This is a genomic window from Nonomuraea africana, from assembly GCF_014873535.1.
In the GTDB taxonomy this organism is placed as follows: domain Bacteria; phylum Actinomycetota; class Actinomycetes; order Streptosporangiales; family Streptosporangiaceae; genus Nonomuraea; species Nonomuraea africana.
Genome location: NZ_JADBEF010000001.1, coordinates 6,258,110 through 6,274,494 on the forward strand (window position 1 = coordinate 6,258,110; position 16,385 = coordinate 6,274,494).

Below are 16,385 nucleotides of genomic sequence, written 5' to 3' on the forward strand. Positions count from 1 at the left end.
CTGACGAAGGATGCCCGTAGGGCTAACGAATGAGGAGCGGGGAAAGTTCACCCGGCCGTGCAGGAAGGCACCGCGCCCTTGCCGGTCCTGAGCGCGTCGAGCGCCTGGACCGCGCCGTGGAGCGTCTCGGCCTTCACCAGGCGCAACCCTTCGGGGACCGCCTGCACCGCCTCGGCGCAGTTGTCGGCCGGGGTGAGGAAGACGGTGGCGCCCGCGTCCTTCGCCCCGACCATCTTCTGCGCGATGCCGCCGATCGCCCCGACCTGGCCCTCGGGGGTGATGGTGCCGGTGCCCGCGATCGCCTTGCCGCCGGTCATCTCGCCGGGGGTGAGCTTGTCGATGATGCCGAGGGCGAACATCATGCCCGCGCTCGGGCCGCCGACGTCGCCGACGCTGATGGTGACCTTGAAGGGGAACTTGTACTTGGCCTGCATGACGATGCCGACCATCGCGGTGCCCTGCTTGGAGGCGGCGGCCTTGATCGTGACCGACTGCTCCTGGCCGTCCCTCGAGATGGAGAAGGCGATCTCCTCGCCCGGCTTGTGCGCCTTGACCGCGGCCGAGACCTGCTCGACCGTGTTGACGGCGCTGCCGTCGACAGCGCGCAGCTCGTCCCCGGGCTTGAGCTTGCCGGCCGCGGGCGCGGACTTCTCCACCGACAGCACCGTGGGCACCATCGAGTAGTCGATCTTCATCTCTGTCAGGGCCGCGGCGGTCGCGTTGTCCTGGGAGCTGGTCATCTCCGCCGTGTTCTCCTGCTCGACCTCCTCCGCCGTCTGGGAACGAGGGAAGATCGAGTCTTCGGGCACGACCGCGGAGTTCGGGTCGACCCAGCCGCGCAGGGCGGTCAGCAGGTCGGGCCGGGCGGCCGGGCCGCCTTCGTAGGAAACTGTGACCAGGCTGAGCATGCCGCTCGTGGGGTAGGTCTGCCGCCCGTTGATCGAGATCACCGGCTTCTTGTCGACCTCGCCGATCGTGTTCTCGGTGGGGCCTGGCCGCAGCACGACGTACGGCACGTCGATCACCGCTCCCGTGATGCCGAGCGCGAGCACCAGGAAGCCCGCCACCATCAGAGTGAGCGCACGTCGTGACATGTGCTGAGCTTATTCGCAGGCGCCGACCCACTCGGTCGACCCATCGGCGAACACCTGGTGTTTCCAGATCGGGACCTGCGACTTGAGGTCGTCGATCAGTCGGCGGGAGGCCTCGAACGCCTCTCCCCTGTGCGGGCAGGCGACCGCGACGATCACCGCGATGTCGCCGAGCTCCAGGTCACCGACCCGGTGGACGGCGGCCAGCGCCGTCACGGGGAAGTCGGCGGCGACCTTCTCCGCCACGCGCCGCAGCTCGTCGACCGCGCTCGGGTGGGCGGAGTAGGACAGCTTCGTCACGGCCTTGCCGTGGTCGTGCTCGCGGACGGTGCCGACGAACAGGGTCGTCCCGCCCGCCGCGTGGGACCCCACAGCAGCGAACACCTCGTCGACGGAGAGCGGTGTGTCGCGAATGTCCAGCAACCGAATCACGGTCAAAGCCTACGCTTCTTGCGCACCTGCCTGACGATCGCGGCGGTGCCGATGACGGCGACGGTCGCGCCGGCGGCGGTGAGGGTGGCCTCCTTGACCGGCAGGCGCCTGCCGACCACGGTCGTCCTGTTCTCGCGGAGCTCGAGCAGCTGCTCGAGGGCGGCCTCGTTGCTCCACGCGGGCTTCCACCCCGCCTCGCGCAGGTTCGCGCAGTCGACCACCCACGGGTAGACGACGTAGTGGAGGTCCGTGGCGGGCGCGGGAGTGATGCCGAGCCGGTGCAGGCGCTGCGCCGTACCGAAGGTGAGGCCGGCGGGCAGCTCGAAGCCGCGGATCCCGGACAGCTCCTCCACCTGCTCCTGCTCCAGCCAGCCCTCCGAGCCGACCGCCACCACGCCGGTGACCACGCCCCTGGCGGCCAGCTCCAGCGCCGAGAGCAGGTCGTCGACGTGGCAGAACTGCCAGCGCGGCGAGCAGCCCTTCACCGTCAGCAGCCGCGGCGACTCGAAGTGCCTGGTGATGACGGTGTCGATGCCGGGCCCGACGATCGCGGCCGGCCGTACGACGGTGACCTCGAGCCCCGGGTGGCTGCGTGAGGCCCTGCGGACCAGCGCCTCGATCTCCAGGTAGTCGCCCACGACGCCGGTGTCGGGCTCGGCCGCGACCGCGGAGTCCTCGGCGAGGGGGACGTCGTTGTCGGGCGCCGCGCCGTACACCATGGCGCTGGTGACCAGGACCACGCGCCGCACGCGCGCCGCGGCGCTGGCGGTCAGCACCGTCTGGGCCGCGCGCAGGTTGTAGGCGCGCCGCTCGGCCGGGTCGGAGTCGAGGGCGTAGTCACCGGCGAGGTGGACCAGGACGTCGATGTCGGAGATACGGTTCGCCAAGAGCGGATCTCGCACGTCGATCACTCGCCAGGTGACGTCCTGGACGTCACCGCGCTGCTCGTCGATGGCCACCACCCTGCGGAAATCCGCGTTGGTGGCGAGCTTCACGACGAGCTCGCGGCCGATGCCTGAGGACGCGCCGGTGACGGCGACGACTGGTTGGCGCGGGCGTTTCGAGGTAGGCACCAGGTCCTCACTTTGCACTGATCCGCCGTAGGACGACTAACGTGGCGGATGTGGACTCCTCCATCCTGCACGAGGTAGAGCGGTGACTGACCTGCCAGGTCGCGAAAACGACCCCAACGACAACCCGTTCGCCATGTTCGGCAATCCTGAGCAGATGGCTCAGGCGATGCGGCAGTTCGCCGACATGCTGTCGGCGCCGCAGGGCTCAGGCCCTGTCAACTGGGACATGGCCAAGAACATCGCCCGCCACGCGGTGGTCGCCGAGGGCGATCCCAGCGTGATGGAGGGCGAACGCCGCCAGATCGTCGACGCGCTCGAGCTCGCCGACCTCTGGCTCAATGAGGCGACCGCGCTGCCGAGCGGGGTGACCAACCCGCGGGCGTGGAGCCGTTCGGAGTGGATCGAGAACACGGTCCCCGTCTGGCGCAAGCTGTGCGAGCCGATCGCCGAGCGCATGGTCGAGACCATGGGCGGTGCCATCGGCGGCGGCAACTTGCCGCCCGAGGCGCAGCAGATGGCCGCCCAGCTCGGCCCGCTCATGGGCATGATGAAGCAGATGGGCGGCATGATGGTCGGCCAGCAGATCGGCCAGGCCCTCGGCTCGCTCGCCCGCGAGGTAGTCGGCACCACCGACATCGGCCTGCCCCTGTCCGACACCGCGGCGCTGCTGCCGGGCGGCGTGGCCGCCTTCAGCGACGGGCTCGAGCTGCCCGCCGAGGAGATCAGGCTCTATCTGGCGCTGCGCGAGGCCGCGCACCACCGGCTGTTCCAGCACGTCCCGTGGCTGCGCGGGCACCTGCTCGGCGCGGTCGAGGAGTACGCCAAGGGCATCACGGTCGACACCTCCGCGCTGGAGGAGCAGATCCGCGGCCTCGACATCAGCAACCCCGAGGCGATCCAGGAGGCGCTGAGCGGCGGCGGCCTGCTCAAGCCCGAGGAGACCGAGCGGCAGAAGGCCGCCCTGGCCCGCCTCGAGACCATGCTGGCACTGGTCGAGGGCTGGGTCGGCACCGTGGTCGACGCCGCGGCCGACGGCAAGCTGCCCTCCGCGGGAGCGCTGGCCGAGACCGTACGGCGGCGCCGGGCGACCGGCGGCCCCGCGGAGACGACCTTCGGCACGCTGGTCGGCCTGGAGCTGCGGCCCAGGAGGCTACGCGAGGCCGCGGCGCTGTGGCAGGCGCTGGAGGCCGACCGCGGGATCGACGGCCGCGACGCGGTCTGGGGCCACCCCGACCTGATGCCGACGGCCGACGACCTCGACGCCCCCGACACCTTCGTCAAGGGCGACACGGCGTGGGACATCTCCAAGCTCGAGGGCGGCGAGGATTGACCCTGCACCGCGACGCGGTAGCCGTCCTGGCCGGATGGGCGGCGCCCACCGCGGAGGAGGCGGAGCTGCGTGAGGAGTTCCTTCAGCACCTGCGCACGCACCCCGACGCCATGAAGCGCTCGTGCGCGCCCGGTCACCTCACGGCCACCACCGCCGTGCTCTCGCACGACGGCGCCCAGGTGCTGCTGACGCTGCACCCGAAGGCGGGCATGTGGCTGCCGATGGGCGGCCACTGCGAGCAGTCCGACGGCTCGCTGGCCGGCGTCGCGCTGCGCGAGGCCACCGAGGAGTCGGGGATCTCCGGCCTCAGGCTGCTGCCGGGACCGCTCGCGCTCGACCGGCACAAGGTCTGGTGCCACCCGCCGCACAGCTGGCACCTCGACGTGGAGTACGCGGCCGTCGCGCCCGCCGGCGCGGAGGCCGTCATGAGCGACGAGTCGCTCGACCTGCGCTGGTTCCCCGTCGACGAGATTCCCGAGCTCTCGGACGAGGCCACCAGACTGCTGGCCCGCAGGGGTCGCGAGGTTCTTGCCTCGGGTTCACGCTCGCTTGGCTAGAGTCCCCTTTCGAGGGGGATATGTGGACACGGTCGGTGGCACCATCGTGACGCCCGAGCGGCGCAGGTTCCCGGTCAAGACGCTCGCCTGGATGGCCGTCTCGCCCTTCGCCGTGTGGGCGGCGGCCAGAGTCGGCGGCCTCGAACGCGGCTCGCTCACCACACAGCTCATGACGGCCACGCCGTACGCGGCCGCGGGTTCCCTGATCCCGCTCCTGGTCGCCCTGGCCGCGCGCAACCGCGCGGCCGCCGCGGTGGCCCTGGTCACGAGCGCCGCCCTGGGCTTCAGCGTGCTCCCCCGAGCCTTCGGTACGGCGGACGCCGCCGGGGGCAGGCCGCTCAAGGTGCTCACGATCAACATGCTGTTCGGCAGGGCCGACACCGACTCGATCATTGAGCTGGTCAGGCGGCTCAACCCCGACGTGCTCTCGACGCAGGAGCTCACCCCCGACGCCGTCGAACGCCTCGACGCCGCCGGGCTGAAAGACCTGATGCCCCACAGGGTGCTGGAGGACGAGTACACCGCGGGCGGCAGCGGCCTCTACGCCAAGCATCCCCTGACGGCGCTGTGGAACATGGTGCCGGCGACGGGGCACAAGATGCCCGCGGCGACGCTGGCGCTGCCCGGCGGCCGGCCGATCCAGATCGTGGACGTGCATCCCTTTCCGCCGCTCGGCCCCCATGTCCACGATTGGAACGCGGCACTGCGGGCGCTGCCGCCGGCGTCGGCCCCTGCCGATCCCGTGCGGGTGCTGGCGGGTGACTTCAACGCGAGCCTCGACCACGCGGCGCTGCGCGGGCTGCTCGCACGCGGCTACAAGGACGCGGCCGACGAGGTGGGCCAGGGACTGGTCCCGACATGGCCGGCCAACAAGCGGATTCCGCCGATCATCACGATCGACCATGTGCTGGTCGACTCGCGGGCGGGGGTGCGTGAGGTCAGCGTGCACACCGTGCCCGGCACCGATCACCGGGCGGTCTTCGCCAGCCTCACCGTGCCGTAGCCCCCAGCAGCGCCCTGGTGTTCTCCCAGCCCTCCAGGCCGGGGTCGAGGCGGTTGAGGTCGCCGGAGGTGCGCACCCGGTGCCAGCCCGGCGTCGTGGCGACCAGACGGCGGCCGGGGGCCTGCGCGCGCAGCTCCTTCACCGGGTCTTCGGCGTCGAGGTCGGGGGCGGCCCAGCCGGGGAAGGGCAGCTTCGCCGCCATGGCGACCGCGCCGCCGTCCTCGGCGGGACAGACCGTCAGCTCGGCCCTGCCGAGTTCGCGGAAGAGCTTTCCGATCAGGAGCGGTGGGAGATCGGGAGCGTCCCCGCTCACTATCGCCGCTTGATCGGCATTAATCGCCGCGAAGATGTCCTTCAACGGCTGATCCTCATTAATCGCGATAATGTCCGTGCCGGGCCACAAGAGGTGATCCAAATCGGGAACGCTGGTGGCGAGGACGGGCGTGACGAGTTCGAGGCCCGCGACCATCTCATAGGTGTCCTCGACTATGGCTTCGAGGAACTCACGTGGATCGCCTGGAGCGGCATTCGCCATGCTTTGCCGTACCAGAACCGCGACAACCCGGGTCAACACTCCTCCGGAGGGTTGCTGGCCGCGGCGGAGAATCCCTCGAGGTAGCCGCGCGCCCGGTCCGCCTTGGGATACTGTTCGACCAGCGCCCAGAAATCAGGGCCATGGCTCGGCACCAGCAGGTGCACGAGCTCGTGAATGATGACGTAGTTGATGACCCACTCGGGGAGCCCCTTGAGGCGGGTCGAGATTCTGATCGTGCCGCTGTCGGGAGTGCACGACCCCCATCTGTGCTGCTGGTTGTCGACCCAGCGGACACTGACCGGCTGGGGCTTGCCGTCGAGGTATTTCGCCGACAACTCGTTGGCCCGTTCGAGCAGGCCTTCGTCGGTCGGGCGCCTCCGCTGCTCCTTGGCTGCCAGCCGATCGAGCATCCGGCTCACCCATTCATCCGCGTCCTCGCCGCTCAGCCATGCGGGCAGGAGCACGATCGTCTTGTCGCCGTCGCGGTACGCGGAGACCGTACGCCGGCGACGAGAACTTCGACGAACCTCGACTCTCTCGGGGGGCACATATGCACGTTAGCCGACACTGACGGAATTCCACAGGGGGTGAGCCCCTGTTTTCGCTGGTCAGCATGATTAAGACCCGGTGAATTTGGGCACTCGCCTTTCCCGATGCGCAGTGAGGCCCTCAAGCATGTCCTTCGAGGTCATCGTCACCGGCTGGGCCAGCGACTCCCATTTGAGCGCTTCTTCAAGGTCATTGTGTGCGGTCTTGAGCGCGATTTTGGTCAGCCTCGTCGCGATGGGCGCGTTCGCCGCGACGCGTCCGGCGATCTCCAGAGTTTTCTCCAGCAGCTCCTCTCCCGGGTACGAACGGTTGACGAGCCCTTCTCTCGCGGCCTCCGCTCCGCTGATCGTGCGGCCGGTGAGGAGCAACTCCCTGGCAAGGTTGATTCCCGCCCTGCTCGGCAGCAGATAGGTGGCGGCCATACCGGGATGCAGGCCGAGCGAGGTGAAGGGGGCCAGGAGCTTGGCGTCGTCAGCGGCGTAGACGAGGTCGCAGGCGAGCGCCACGCACAGGCCGGCGCCGACAGCGGGACCGTTGACGGCGGCGATGGTGGGGATCTCGAGGTGGGTGATCGACAGCCAGGTGCGGTAGAAGGCGAGCATGCGGTCGCGCAGCGCGGGGACCTCCTCCTCGCCCCTGTCGGCCAGCCAGGACAGGTCGCCGCCGGAGGAGAAGGCGGTGCCCGCACCGGTGACGACCAGGCAGCGGGCCTGCCGGTCGGCGGCCAACTCCTTGATCGTTTCGGCCCATTGAGCGGTCATGCCGTCGGTCATGGAGTTGCGGCGGTCGGGGCGGTTGAGGGTGATGAGGACGACGCCGTCGCCCTGCTTGTCGACCAGGAGCTCGTTCATGGTCGAGAGGGTATCGACTGACTTTCTCGGTGCCTTTGGTACGCCTGGGGATGCGTCGTCTCGGCCTTCGGCTCAGCTGGGGTTCCACCGTCGCGGGGGGCTTCCGCACCCATGGGTTCGTCATCCTGCTCGCCGACGGGTTGCGGTATCTCCATACTCCGCGAGCCCGCCGTTCGCGTTATCCACAGGCCGTCGGCACTGGTGCACGCGTTATCCACAGCTCAGCCGGAAAGCCCTCCTGATCACCGCGCACGTGGCAACCTGGCGCGCCATGAGGCCACGTGTGAAACCCGCGCTGCGCAGGATCCTTCGTGACGAGCACACCCTCCAGTTCGGCGTTCACCCCCGTCGGGCGGTGCTGGTGAGCGAGCTCGCGCCGTCCGTGAAGGAATGGATCTATCGCCTCGACGGCACCCGGGACATGGCGCAGGTCATGAAGGAGGCGGCTCGAGCCGGGCTGACCGAGGAGGGTGCCAGGTCACTGCTCGACACGCTCACGGCTCGCGGGGTGCTCGACGACGCGGCGGTTCGTCCCGCTCCGCTGGCCAGGTTGTCGCTCGCCGAACGCGACCGGTTGCGGCCCGACCTCGACGCGCTCGACCTGGCGTCCACGACTCCCGGGGGCGCCCTTGAGACGATGCGCCGCAGACGCGAGGCACGGGTGCGCGTCTACGGGGCGGGCCGGGTGGGCGCCCAGATCGTCGCCCTGCTGGCGGCCTCGGGGGTGGGGCAGGTGCGGGTGATCGACCCTGGGCCGACGAGGGCGGAGGACCTGGTTCCCGGCGGGCTGGGGTGGGCCGAGCTGGGAATGCCCCGGGAGGAGGGCGCGGTGGCGGTGGCCCGCAGAATCACCGCAGGCAGGAACGACGGCCCCGCCAACGACCCGGGGAGCTCCTCCGAGGACGGCCCTGCCGCCCCTCCCACGCGCTCGACCGACCACCCGGACACCGCGCCCAAAGCTGCCAATCGCCAGCCCGTAACCACCACCCCCTCCAACCGCCGTTCCCTCGCCACCGCCGAGCGCTCAATCGACCATCCCAGCTACTCTTCCGAGCCGTCTGGCCATGGTCGCCCAGCCACTTCTGGGCGGTCCCGTGGTAACCCCGACGGCCACTCCGAGCCATCTGGCCAGCATCTCCCCAGTACCTCCGGCGCTCGTCCTGATGCCCCTTCCGCAACCCCTGGCAGCTCTCCTCGGCGTTCGTCAGGGCGGGCGCCCACCAAGCGGCGGCGGGAGGTGTGGCCACCCGTTGACGATGGGCCCTCGGTCGAGGCCCTGGCCGGAGCGCCACATCTGAGTGACGGAACCCAGCGCCCCGACCTCGTCATCCTCGCCCCCGTCGGCCCCCTCGACGCGATCCTCGTCTCCGAGCTGGTCACCATGGGCATCCCCCACCTCCTGGTGGCCGCCTTCGAAGGACACGGCTCCGTCGGCCCTCTCGTACGCCCCGGCGAGACCGCCTGCCTGCACTGTCTCGACCTCACCCGCCGAGACCGCGACCCCGCCTGGCCGATCGTCACCGCCCACCTGGGCGGATTTCCCGCCGGTGAGATCGCCTGCAGTTCGCCGCTGTCGACGCTCGTGGCCGCCGCAGCGACCGGCCATGCGCTTGCTCATATCGACGGCCAGGACACCGTTGTGACCAACGGCACAATGGACGTATTGCCTGATTGGCATTGGAAACGTCGATCCTGGACCATGCATCCGCAATGTCGTTGCTGGCGCAAAGAGTTCAGTGCGCTAACAATGGTCACGCCGGGTTCCTGCGGTTGACGGGCCAACCGCAGGACCGAGGGCCCCGTCAGGTCCGGATCAAGGAGGGGGGAAGCGGCATCTCAGCAGAGATGCCGCGCGTCATGGTGAGTGATCTTCCGCGTCGCGCCGTCACGCGCTCCGCCAAGCTGGCGACCCTTCCACTCGGGTTCGCGGGCCGCACAGTCATGGGCATCGGCAAGCGCATCGGCGGCAAGTCGGCCGAGCTGGTCGCCCAGGAGATCCAGCAGCGCACCGCCGAACAGATCTTCAAGGTCCTCGGCGAACTCAAAGGCGGGGCGATGAAGCTCGGCCAGGCGCTGTCCATCTTCGAGGCGGCGCTTCCTCCCGAAATCGCGGGCCCCTACCGGGCAACGCTCACCAAACTCCAGGACTCCGCTCCCCCGCTGCCCGCCGCCACCGTCCATCGGGTGCTGGCCGAGCAACTGGGCGACGACTGGCGCGACCACTTCGAGTCCTTCGACGACCGGCCGACCGCCGCCGCCTCGATCGGACAGGTCCACAAGGCGGTCTGGCACGACGGCAGGGCGGTCGCCGTCAAGATCCAGTATCCGGGGGCGGGCAAGGCACTGCTCGGCGACTTCGCCCAGCTGGCCCGCCTCGGCAAGCTCTTCGGCGCGCTGCTGCCCGGGCTCGACATCAAGGCCGTCCTGGCCGAGCTGCGCGAACGCATCGCCGAGGAGCTCGACTACCTCCGCGAGGCCGAGGCGCAGCACGCCTTCGCGATGGAGTTCAAGGACGACCCCCACTTCCACGTCCCCGACGTCATCGCCGCCAACGAGCAGGTGCTGGTCACCGAGTGGATGGACGGCACGCCACTGTCGCGCATCATCACCGACGGCACCAAGGAGGAGCGCGACAGCGCTGGACTGCTGTTCGTGCGGTTCCTGTTCTGCTCGCCTGCGCGGGTGGCCATGCTCCACGCCGACCCCCACCCCGGCAACTTCCGCATGCTGGCCGACGGACGGCTCGGCGTGCTCGACTTCGGCGCGGTCAACCGGATGCCCGAGGGCTATCCGATGGTGTTCGGGCAGCTCACCCGCATCTTCAACCAGGGCGACATGGACACCGTAGTGGCGGGCCTGCGCGACGAGGGCTTCATCCAGGAGCACATCGAGGTCGACGTCGAGGCGCTGCGCGGCTTCCTGGCTCCGTATGTGGAGCCGACGGCGGTGGAGGAGTTCACGTTCAGCCGCGAGTGGCTGCAGGCGCAGGCGGCCAGCGTCACGGACCTGCGCCCGACGAACGTGGTCCGCCAGCTCAATCTTCCCGCCAGTTATGTGTTGATCCACCGGGTGCATGCGGCGGGGGTGGGCGTGCTGTGCCAACTCGGCGCCACGGCCCGCTTCCGCGACGAGGCGATCCGCTGGGTCCCCGGCTTCTCCGACGACGAACCCGTCGCCGTCGGCTGACCGCCACCTTGGTCCTCCGCAGCCTTCATCCTCCGGCGCCTTCAACCCCACAGCCTTCACCCTCCCGCGCTTTCGACCCGGGGCTTTCAACCTCCGGAGCTTTCATCCCGTACGGCAAGCCGGTCTGGCACCTCCGCAGCCACATGGTCCCGTCCGCCGAAGGCGCCCGCCCAGCAGGACTCCGGTCCCCGCCGTCACGGCGCCCGGCCAACCCGTAGACGGGTCCGCAAGTGATGTCGTCGACCGAATCCACAGGCGATCTCCGCAAAGGAGGCTCCGCAGACGGCCCGCTAGAGAAGGCCCGAAGGCTGAGGAAGGCCCGAAGGCCGAGACCCGAGGAGGGCCCGAGGGCGGAGATCTCGGGCGGAAGTCCCCAGGCCCTCAGGCGGGGCCATAGAAAGGCGGGGCCATAGGAAGGCGAGGCCATAGGCGAGTTCGCAAGAGAAGGCCCGAAGGCCGAATTCGAGGGAGTCCTGGAGGCGGAGATCCCAGGCGGAAGTCCCAGGTGGAGATCCGCAGGCGGGGCCGTATGCGGGCGGGGCCGTGGGCGAGTTCGCGGAGGAAGCTCAAAGGCGAATGTCAGTTGGGAGTCCGCGACTGCGGGGTAGTGGGGGCCGTAGCGGCGGCCGGCCACGGGCTCTCGGTGGGGCGTATCCCTGGACAGACGCCGGCCACGTGCCAAGGGTGGCGCTTGGCGGGGCTTGCCGTAGAGGCTGGACTTAACCCGCACCTCCGCACTCAACCCGCACCCCCGGACCACCCACCGCTCAAAGAGGCTTGCCGTAGAGGTCGGATTCAACCCGCCCCTGACGGCCCACACTCAAAGGGATTTGCCGTAGAGGTCGGATTCAACCCGCCCCTGACCGCCCACACACGAAGGGACTTGCCGAAGAGGACGGGACCACGCCCGGACCACGCGCATCCAGAGGGGTTGACGGAGGACGGGACCACGCCCGGACCGCCCGCACCCAGCGGGGGACCGCGCCGCTTGAGGCAGTCGTATGCCTCCACGAGGCATCCACACTCCGGGGACGGGAACGGCCGGGTGCGTGGGGCACCCGGCCGTTTTGTGAAGGTCAGACCGTGAGATCCTCCGCCGGCGGCAGGATCTCAGGGACTATCCCTGGAGGAGGGCCCTGCGGAGCCGGTCGTTGGCTCGCTGGACGTCACGCCGAGCGCGCTGGACGCGCTTCAGGCGGGACACCATGCGGTACTCCTCCGCTTCCCGATGGAGGGTTTGTATTCGGTCGTTGACCAGTTCTTGGTACATAAACGGCACTTCGAAGCTCCTACCAGTGATGATGTTCATGTGCTTGCTCGTCTTCCTGTTCGTGCGGTGGGCGTGAGGGTCAGGCAGCGACCGGGTGCTTGCGGGGACGCCCGCGAGGCCTCTTACGGGGAACGACGGTTCCCCTGAGGATCAGTTCGCCACCCCAGACGCCCCAGGGCTCCTCGCGCTCGAGCGCGCGGGCCAGGCAGGCCTTCTGGATCGGGCAGCCGCCGCAGAGCGTCTTGGCGAACTCGACGTCCTCGGGCGACTCGGCGAACCACAGGTCGGGATCGGTACGACAGGGGATTTCGGCTTCGTCGATCAGGTCCATGATCGTCTTGGCCCCCATCTGCTTCTCCTTCTGGTTGATCTTGTTCTTGGTACCTCGTGGGTGTCTGGGGGATCACGGACAAACAAGAAGGCCGCGGATCCTGTCTGCGGATCCGCGGCCTGGAGGCTGATTGTGCCGGTCAGGTTATGACCGGTTCATCCCTCCAGGGTTGCGGACCGCGCAGTCCACCCTTGGTGATCTGCTGGGTCGGCACGTCGGCGCCCGCGACATAGACGGGGGCGCCCTGGGCAGCGGCTGCTCCGAAGCCTGCGCGCAGGCGGAGTCCCGCGTGCGACGCGATCGGGCTAAGGGCAGACTTCTCCTGCCGAACCGTGGCCGGCCCATCGACGAGCCTGACCGAGTTACGGCATGCGGAAGCGAGCCACTGCGTGGCCGACATTTCAGTCAGGTTCCTCACCGGGCTCACCTCCATCTTTGAGATCGTCGGACAGGACCGTCCGACTCGCTTGACCATGACCCTAAACCGGGAAGCCGGGAACCGGCAACATATTTTCTACCTGCAGTTTTATGACGTGGCCACGCGGATCATGCACTCCTGAACCACGGACACCGCCAGCTCACCCGACGGGGTGAACATCTGCCCGCGGGCGAGCCCGCGCGCACCCCCCGACCAGGGCGACTCCTGAGCATAGAGCAACCAGTCGTCGGCCCTGAAGGGACGGTGGAACCACATGGCGTGGTCGAGGGAGGCACCGGTGACGTTCGAGGCGCCCCAGGCGAGACCGTGCGCGAGGAGCACCGTGTCGACGAGGGTGTAGTCGGAGGCGTAGGCGGCCAGCACCACGTGAAGGAGGCGGTCGTCGGGCAGCTCGGCGTCGTAGCGGAACCAGACGTTGGTCTCGGCCGTGCGCAGCGACGGGTCCTTGTAGGCCTCCCACGTCAGCGGGGAGACGTAACGGGCGTCGACCGGACGGGGGCGCGAGAGCCAGTCCTTCCAGTCGGAGTCGTCGCCCACCAGCTCGAGCATGCGCGACTGGAAGGTCGGCAGCGTCTCGGGGGCCACCACCTGCGGCATCACCGCGGCCTGGTGGTGGACGCCCTCCTCGAAGATGTGGAAGGAGGCCGACATCGTGAATATCGCCTTGCCGTGCTGCACGGCGACAACCCTGCGGGTGGTGAAGGACCGGCCGTCCCTGACCCGCTCGACGTTGTAGACGATCGGGATGGACGGGTCGCCGGGACGGATGAAGTAGGCGTGCAGGGAGTGCACGTCGCGTCCCTCCGGCACGGTGCGGCCCGCGGCGACGAGCGCCTGGGCGGCGACCTGCCCGCCGAAGACCCGCTGGATGCGCTCTTCGGGGCTGCGCCCACGGAAGATGTCGAGCTCGATCTGCTCCAGGTCGAGCAGGTCGAGCAGCTCCTTGAGCGCTTCGTTCACGGTGGTCCCCTTCTACGGCGAAAGCCATCCAAACCTAGTGTGACGGGCCCGGTGCCCGAACCATCACCGGGGCGGGAGTTCCGTTCGTCTCACTTTCCGCCGCGGCCCGGCTTGCGGAAGGCTCCGATTTAGCGTGGGTGCGCGCCGACACCGGGCGGCTCGGGCGTCTGGGCGCAGGCCCACCCGGGGGGCTCGGGTGTCTGTGGGTGCGGGTTGTTTCTGGCCTTACGGCAAGCCCCACCCAGCGCCACCCCCGGCACGTGGCCGGCCCCTGTCCAGGGATACGCCTCACCGGGAGCGCGTGGCGGCCCGCCGTTACGGACCCACCCGGACGCGGAGGTGGCGGGCCCGCCACCCCGCGAGTAAGGCGTTCCCGTCTGCGGCCTGGGCCGAAGTCCTGCTGGAGGAGCGCATTCGGGGGACGGGACCACGCGCTCGCGGAGGCGCCAGACCGGCTTGCCGTACGGGAAGACGGACGGAAGCGACCGGGACCACGCCGGCCCGGAGCGCGGGAGAACAAAAGGACCCGGGAGCCTCCGCACACTGCGCGGGAGAACAGAAAGACCCGGGAGCCTCCGCACACTGCGCGGGAGAACAGAAAGACCCGAGACCCTCCGCACACTGCGCCGGAACGAAAGGAACCGGGAGAGATCATCCGGGGGCGGGCGAGTCAGTGGGTGCGGCAGAGGGTGAGGACGGCGGGGCCGTAGCGGTCGAGTTTGACCTTGCCGATGCCCGCGATGGACAGCAGCTCCTGTTCGCTCTGCGGCGCGCGCTCCGCGATCGCCTGCAACGTCACATCCGTGAACACCACGTAAGGCGGTACCTTCGCCTCCTTCGCCGTGGCCGTCCGCCAGGCCTTCAACGCCTCCAGCAGCGCCTCGTCGTACTCCGAGGGGCAGGTCGAGCAGCGGCCGAGCTTCTGTTCCGCCGCCGCGGCCAGTGTCTTCCCGCACACCCTGCAGTGGACCGGCGCCGCGACGGAACGGCGGGAGGCCGCGCCCGATCCCCCAGGCGACGCGGCCGACCTGGCGGGGCGGCCCGTGAGGCCGTCCAGGAAGCGGGAGGGGCGGCGGCCCTTGCGCCCGCCCGGCGCGCGCGCCAGCGCCCACGAGAGGCCGAGGTGCTCCCTCGCGCGGGTGATGCCCACGTAGAGCAGCCGGCGCTCCTCCTCGATCTGCTCGGGCGTCTCGGCGTAGATGATCGGCATCATGCCGTCGGTGAGTCCGACGAGGAAGACGGCGTCCCACTCCAGGCCCTTGGCGGCGTGGAGCGAGGCGAGCGTGACGCCCTCGACGGGAGGGGCGTGCTGCTCGCTGGCGCGGCGCTCCAGCTCGACGACGAACGCGGGCAGGTCGGCTCCTTCGGCCGCCATGTCCTCGGCGAGGTCGGCCAGCGCCCTGAGCGACTCCCACGTCTCGCGGGCCTTGCCGCCGCCGGGGGGAACGGGGGTGAGGCCGATGCCGCCGAGGATGCCGTGGACCTCCTGCGCGAGAGGTTCGCCCGAGGCGGAGCGGGCCGCGCCGCGGAGCAGGACGACCGCGCGCCGTACTTCGGGGCGTTCGAAGAAGCGCTCGGCGCCGCGCACCAGGTAGGGGATCTCGGCCTTGGCGAGGGCCTCCTCGTAGGCCTCCGACTGGGCGTTCACCCTGAACAGGACGGCGATCTCGCGAGTGGCGACGCCCTTGTCCATGAGCTTCCTGATCGCGCGGGCGACTCCGGCGGCCTCGGCGGGCTCGTCGTCGTACTCGGCGAAGACGGGCGCTGGGCCCTCGGGACGCTGGGCGACGAGCTCGAGGCGGTGCGGGCTCTTCCCCTTGGCGATCACGAGGTTGGCCAGGCTGACGACCTCGGGGGTGGAGCGGTAGTCGCGGACCAGCTTGATCACCGAGGCGTTCGGGTGCTCGACGGAGAACCCGGTGAGGTAGCGGGGCGTGGCGCCGGTGAAGGAGTAGATGGTCTGGTTGGGGTCGCCGACCACGCACACGTCGTCGCGCCCGCCGAGCCAGGTGTCGAGCAGCAGCTTCTGCAGCGGGTTGACGTCCTGGTACTCGTCCACGACGAAGTAGCGGTACTGCTGGCGGATCTGCGCGGCCACGTCGGGGTGCTCGGTCATCACGGCGGCGGTCAGCTCGAGGATGGTCTCGAAGTCGACCAGGTGCCGGTCGCGGCGCAGCTGTTCGTAGGCCTCGTAGAGGCGGGCGATCTCCTCGGCCGGCGCGGGCGGCGTGCGGTGGGCCTTGGCGGCGGCCGCGATGTAGTCCTCGTGGCCGATCTGGGTGACCTTGGCCCACTCGATCTCGGCGGCGATGTCGCGCAGCTCGGACCGGTCGGGGCTCTTCCTGATCAGGCGGCAGGCCTCGACCAGCAGCGGCAGCTTCGACTCGATCACCGAGGGGGCCGATCCGCCGATCACCTTGGGCCAGAAGTAGGTGAGCTGGCGCAGCGCGGCGGCGTGGAAGGTGCGCGCCTGGACGCCGGGTGTGCCGAGCTGGCGCAGCCGCTGCCGCAGTTCGCCCGCCGCCCGTGTGGTGAAAGTCACCGCGAGCACGCCCTGGGCGTCGACCACGCCCGAGCGGACGGCGTGGGCGATGCGGTGGGTGATCGCTCTGGTCTTGCCGGTGCCCGCGCCGGCCAGCACGCAGACCGGACCGCGCACGGCCTCGGCCACCGCGCGCTGCTCGGGATCGAGCCCGTCCAGAACGTCATCGCCAGTCATCACATCAACATCCTCGCAGCAGGTGGCGGGGGGCAGGTCCATTCTGGCAACATGCCGCC

General features: G+C 69.8%; 14 protein-coding genes. 5 read left to right on the forward strand and 9 right to left on the reverse strand.

Annotated features, from left to right (window positions below; genetic code table 11):
- Nucleotides 1-47: 47 nt before the first annotated feature.
- Genes H4W81_RS29660 through H4W81_RS29670 form a run of 3 tightly spaced genes read right to left on the reverse strand, consistent with a single transcriptional unit; the run spans nucleotide 48 to nucleotide 2,599 of the window.
- Entirely contained in the window at nucleotides 48-1,094 is a 1,047-nt protein-coding gene (locus tag H4W81_RS29660) for a YlbL family protein (protein ID WP_192777836.1), read from the reverse strand.
- 9 nt (nucleotides 1,095-1,103) lie between these two features.
- On the reverse strand, nucleotides 1,104-1,529 hold the full coding sequence (locus tag H4W81_RS29665) for a molybdenum cofactor biosynthesis protein MoaE (protein WP_192777837.1): 426 nt from the start codon (nucleotides 1,527-1,529) through the stop codon (nucleotides 1,104-1,106).
- Nucleotides 1,526-2,599: an NAD-dependent epimerase/dehydratase family protein gene (locus tag H4W81_RS29670; protein WP_192781112.1), complete on the reverse strand. Its 1,074-nt coding sequence runs from the start codon at nucleotides 2,597-2,599 to the stop codon at nucleotides 1,526-1,528. Before H4W81_RS29670 ends, H4W81_RS29665 begins: the two co-directional genes overlap by 4 nt.
- A 79-nt stretch (nucleotides 2,600-2,678) precedes the next feature.
- Between H4W81_RS29670 and H4W81_RS29675 the strand changes: the two genes are divergently transcribed.
- From H4W81_RS29675 to H4W81_RS29685, 3 genes are read left to right on the forward strand one after another with little or no spacing between them, the layout of a single operon-like run.
- Entirely contained in the window at nucleotides 2,679-3,926 is a 1,248-nt protein-coding gene (locus tag H4W81_RS29675) for a zinc-dependent metalloprotease (RefSeq protein WP_318782027.1), read from the forward strand.
- Nucleotides 3,923-4,483 carry an NUDIX hydrolase gene (locus tag H4W81_RS29680; RefSeq protein WP_192777838.1) on the forward strand — a complete coding sequence of 187 codons (561 nt, stop codon included), beginning with the start codon at nucleotides 3,923-3,925 and terminating at the stop codon, nucleotides 4,481-4,483. The genes H4W81_RS29675 and H4W81_RS29680 overlap by 4 nt, the downstream gene beginning before the upstream one ends.
- A 22-nt stretch (nucleotides 4,484-4,505) precedes the next feature.
- Complete coding sequence (locus tag H4W81_RS29685; RefSeq protein ID WP_318782028.1) at nucleotides 4,506-5,486, forward strand: endonuclease/exonuclease/phosphatase family protein; 981 nt, start codon at nucleotides 4,506-4,508, stop codon at nucleotides 5,484-5,486.
- Here the strand turns inward: H4W81_RS29685 and H4W81_RS47725 are convergent.
- From H4W81_RS47725 to H4W81_RS29700, 3 genes are all read right to left on the reverse strand, one after another.
- On the reverse strand, nucleotides 5,473-5,844 hold the full coding sequence (locus tag H4W81_RS47725) for a DUF2064 domain-containing protein (protein ID WP_225958846.1): 372 nt from the start codon (nucleotides 5,842-5,844) through the stop codon (nucleotides 5,473-5,475). The two genes, H4W81_RS29685 and H4W81_RS47725, sit on opposite strands and share 14 nt — an antisense overlap.
- 209 nt (nucleotides 5,845-6,053) lie before the next feature.
- Nucleotides 6,054-6,569 (reverse strand): M48 metallopeptidase family protein, encoded by a 516-nt coding sequence (locus tag H4W81_RS29695; RefSeq protein ID WP_192777840.1) that lies wholly within the window; start codon nucleotides 6,567-6,569, stop codon nucleotides 6,054-6,056.
- Nucleotides 6,570-6,638: 69 nt separating this feature from the next.
- Nucleotides 6,639-7,421 carry an enoyl-CoA hydratase/isomerase family protein gene (locus H4W81_RS29700; RefSeq protein ID WP_192777841.1) on the reverse strand — a complete coding sequence of 261 codons (783 nt, stop codon included), beginning with the start codon at nucleotides 7,419-7,421 and terminating at the stop codon, nucleotides 6,639-6,641.
- A gap of 271 nt (nucleotides 7,422-7,692) precedes the next feature.
- Between H4W81_RS29700 and H4W81_RS29705 the strand changes: the two genes are divergently transcribed.
- Complete coding sequence (locus H4W81_RS29705) at nucleotides 7,693-9,195, forward strand: thiamine biosynthesis protein ThiF (protein WP_192777842.1); 1,503 nt, start codon at nucleotides 7,693-7,695, stop codon at nucleotides 9,193-9,195.
- 83 nt (nucleotides 9,196-9,278) lie between these two features.
- Nucleotides 9,279-10,607 (forward strand): ABC1 kinase family protein, encoded by a 1,329-nt coding sequence (locus H4W81_RS29710; protein WP_225958847.1) that lies wholly within the window; start codon nucleotides 9,279-9,281, stop codon nucleotides 10,605-10,607.
- Between the two features lie 1,349 nt (nucleotides 10,608-11,956).
- Here H4W81_RS29710 and H4W81_RS29715 read toward each other — a convergent pair.
- The 3 genes from H4W81_RS29715 to H4W81_RS29725 all read right to left on the reverse strand — a co-directional run bounded on the left by H4W81_RS29715 (nucleotide 11,957) and on the right by H4W81_RS29725 (nucleotide 16,326).
- Nucleotides 11,957-12,226, reverse strand: a complete 270-nt coding sequence (locus H4W81_RS29715) for a WhiB family transcriptional regulator (RefSeq protein ID WP_183655721.1) — start codon at nucleotides 12,224-12,226, stop codon at nucleotides 11,957-11,959.
- A 508-nt stretch (nucleotides 12,227-12,734) separates the two neighbouring features.
- Complete coding sequence (locus H4W81_RS29720) at nucleotides 12,735-13,607, reverse strand: acyl-CoA thioesterase (RefSeq protein ID WP_192777843.1); 873 nt, start codon at nucleotides 13,605-13,607, stop codon at nucleotides 12,735-12,737.
- A 670-nt stretch (nucleotides 13,608-14,277) separates the two neighbouring features.
- The gene (locus H4W81_RS29725; protein ID WP_192777844.1) at nucleotides 14,278-16,326 is read right to left on the reverse strand and encodes an ATP-dependent DNA helicase UvrD2; all 2,049 of its coding nucleotides are present in this window, start codon (nucleotides 16,324-16,326) and stop codon (nucleotides 14,278-14,280) included.
- Nucleotides 16,327-16,385: the final 59 nt, after the last annotated feature.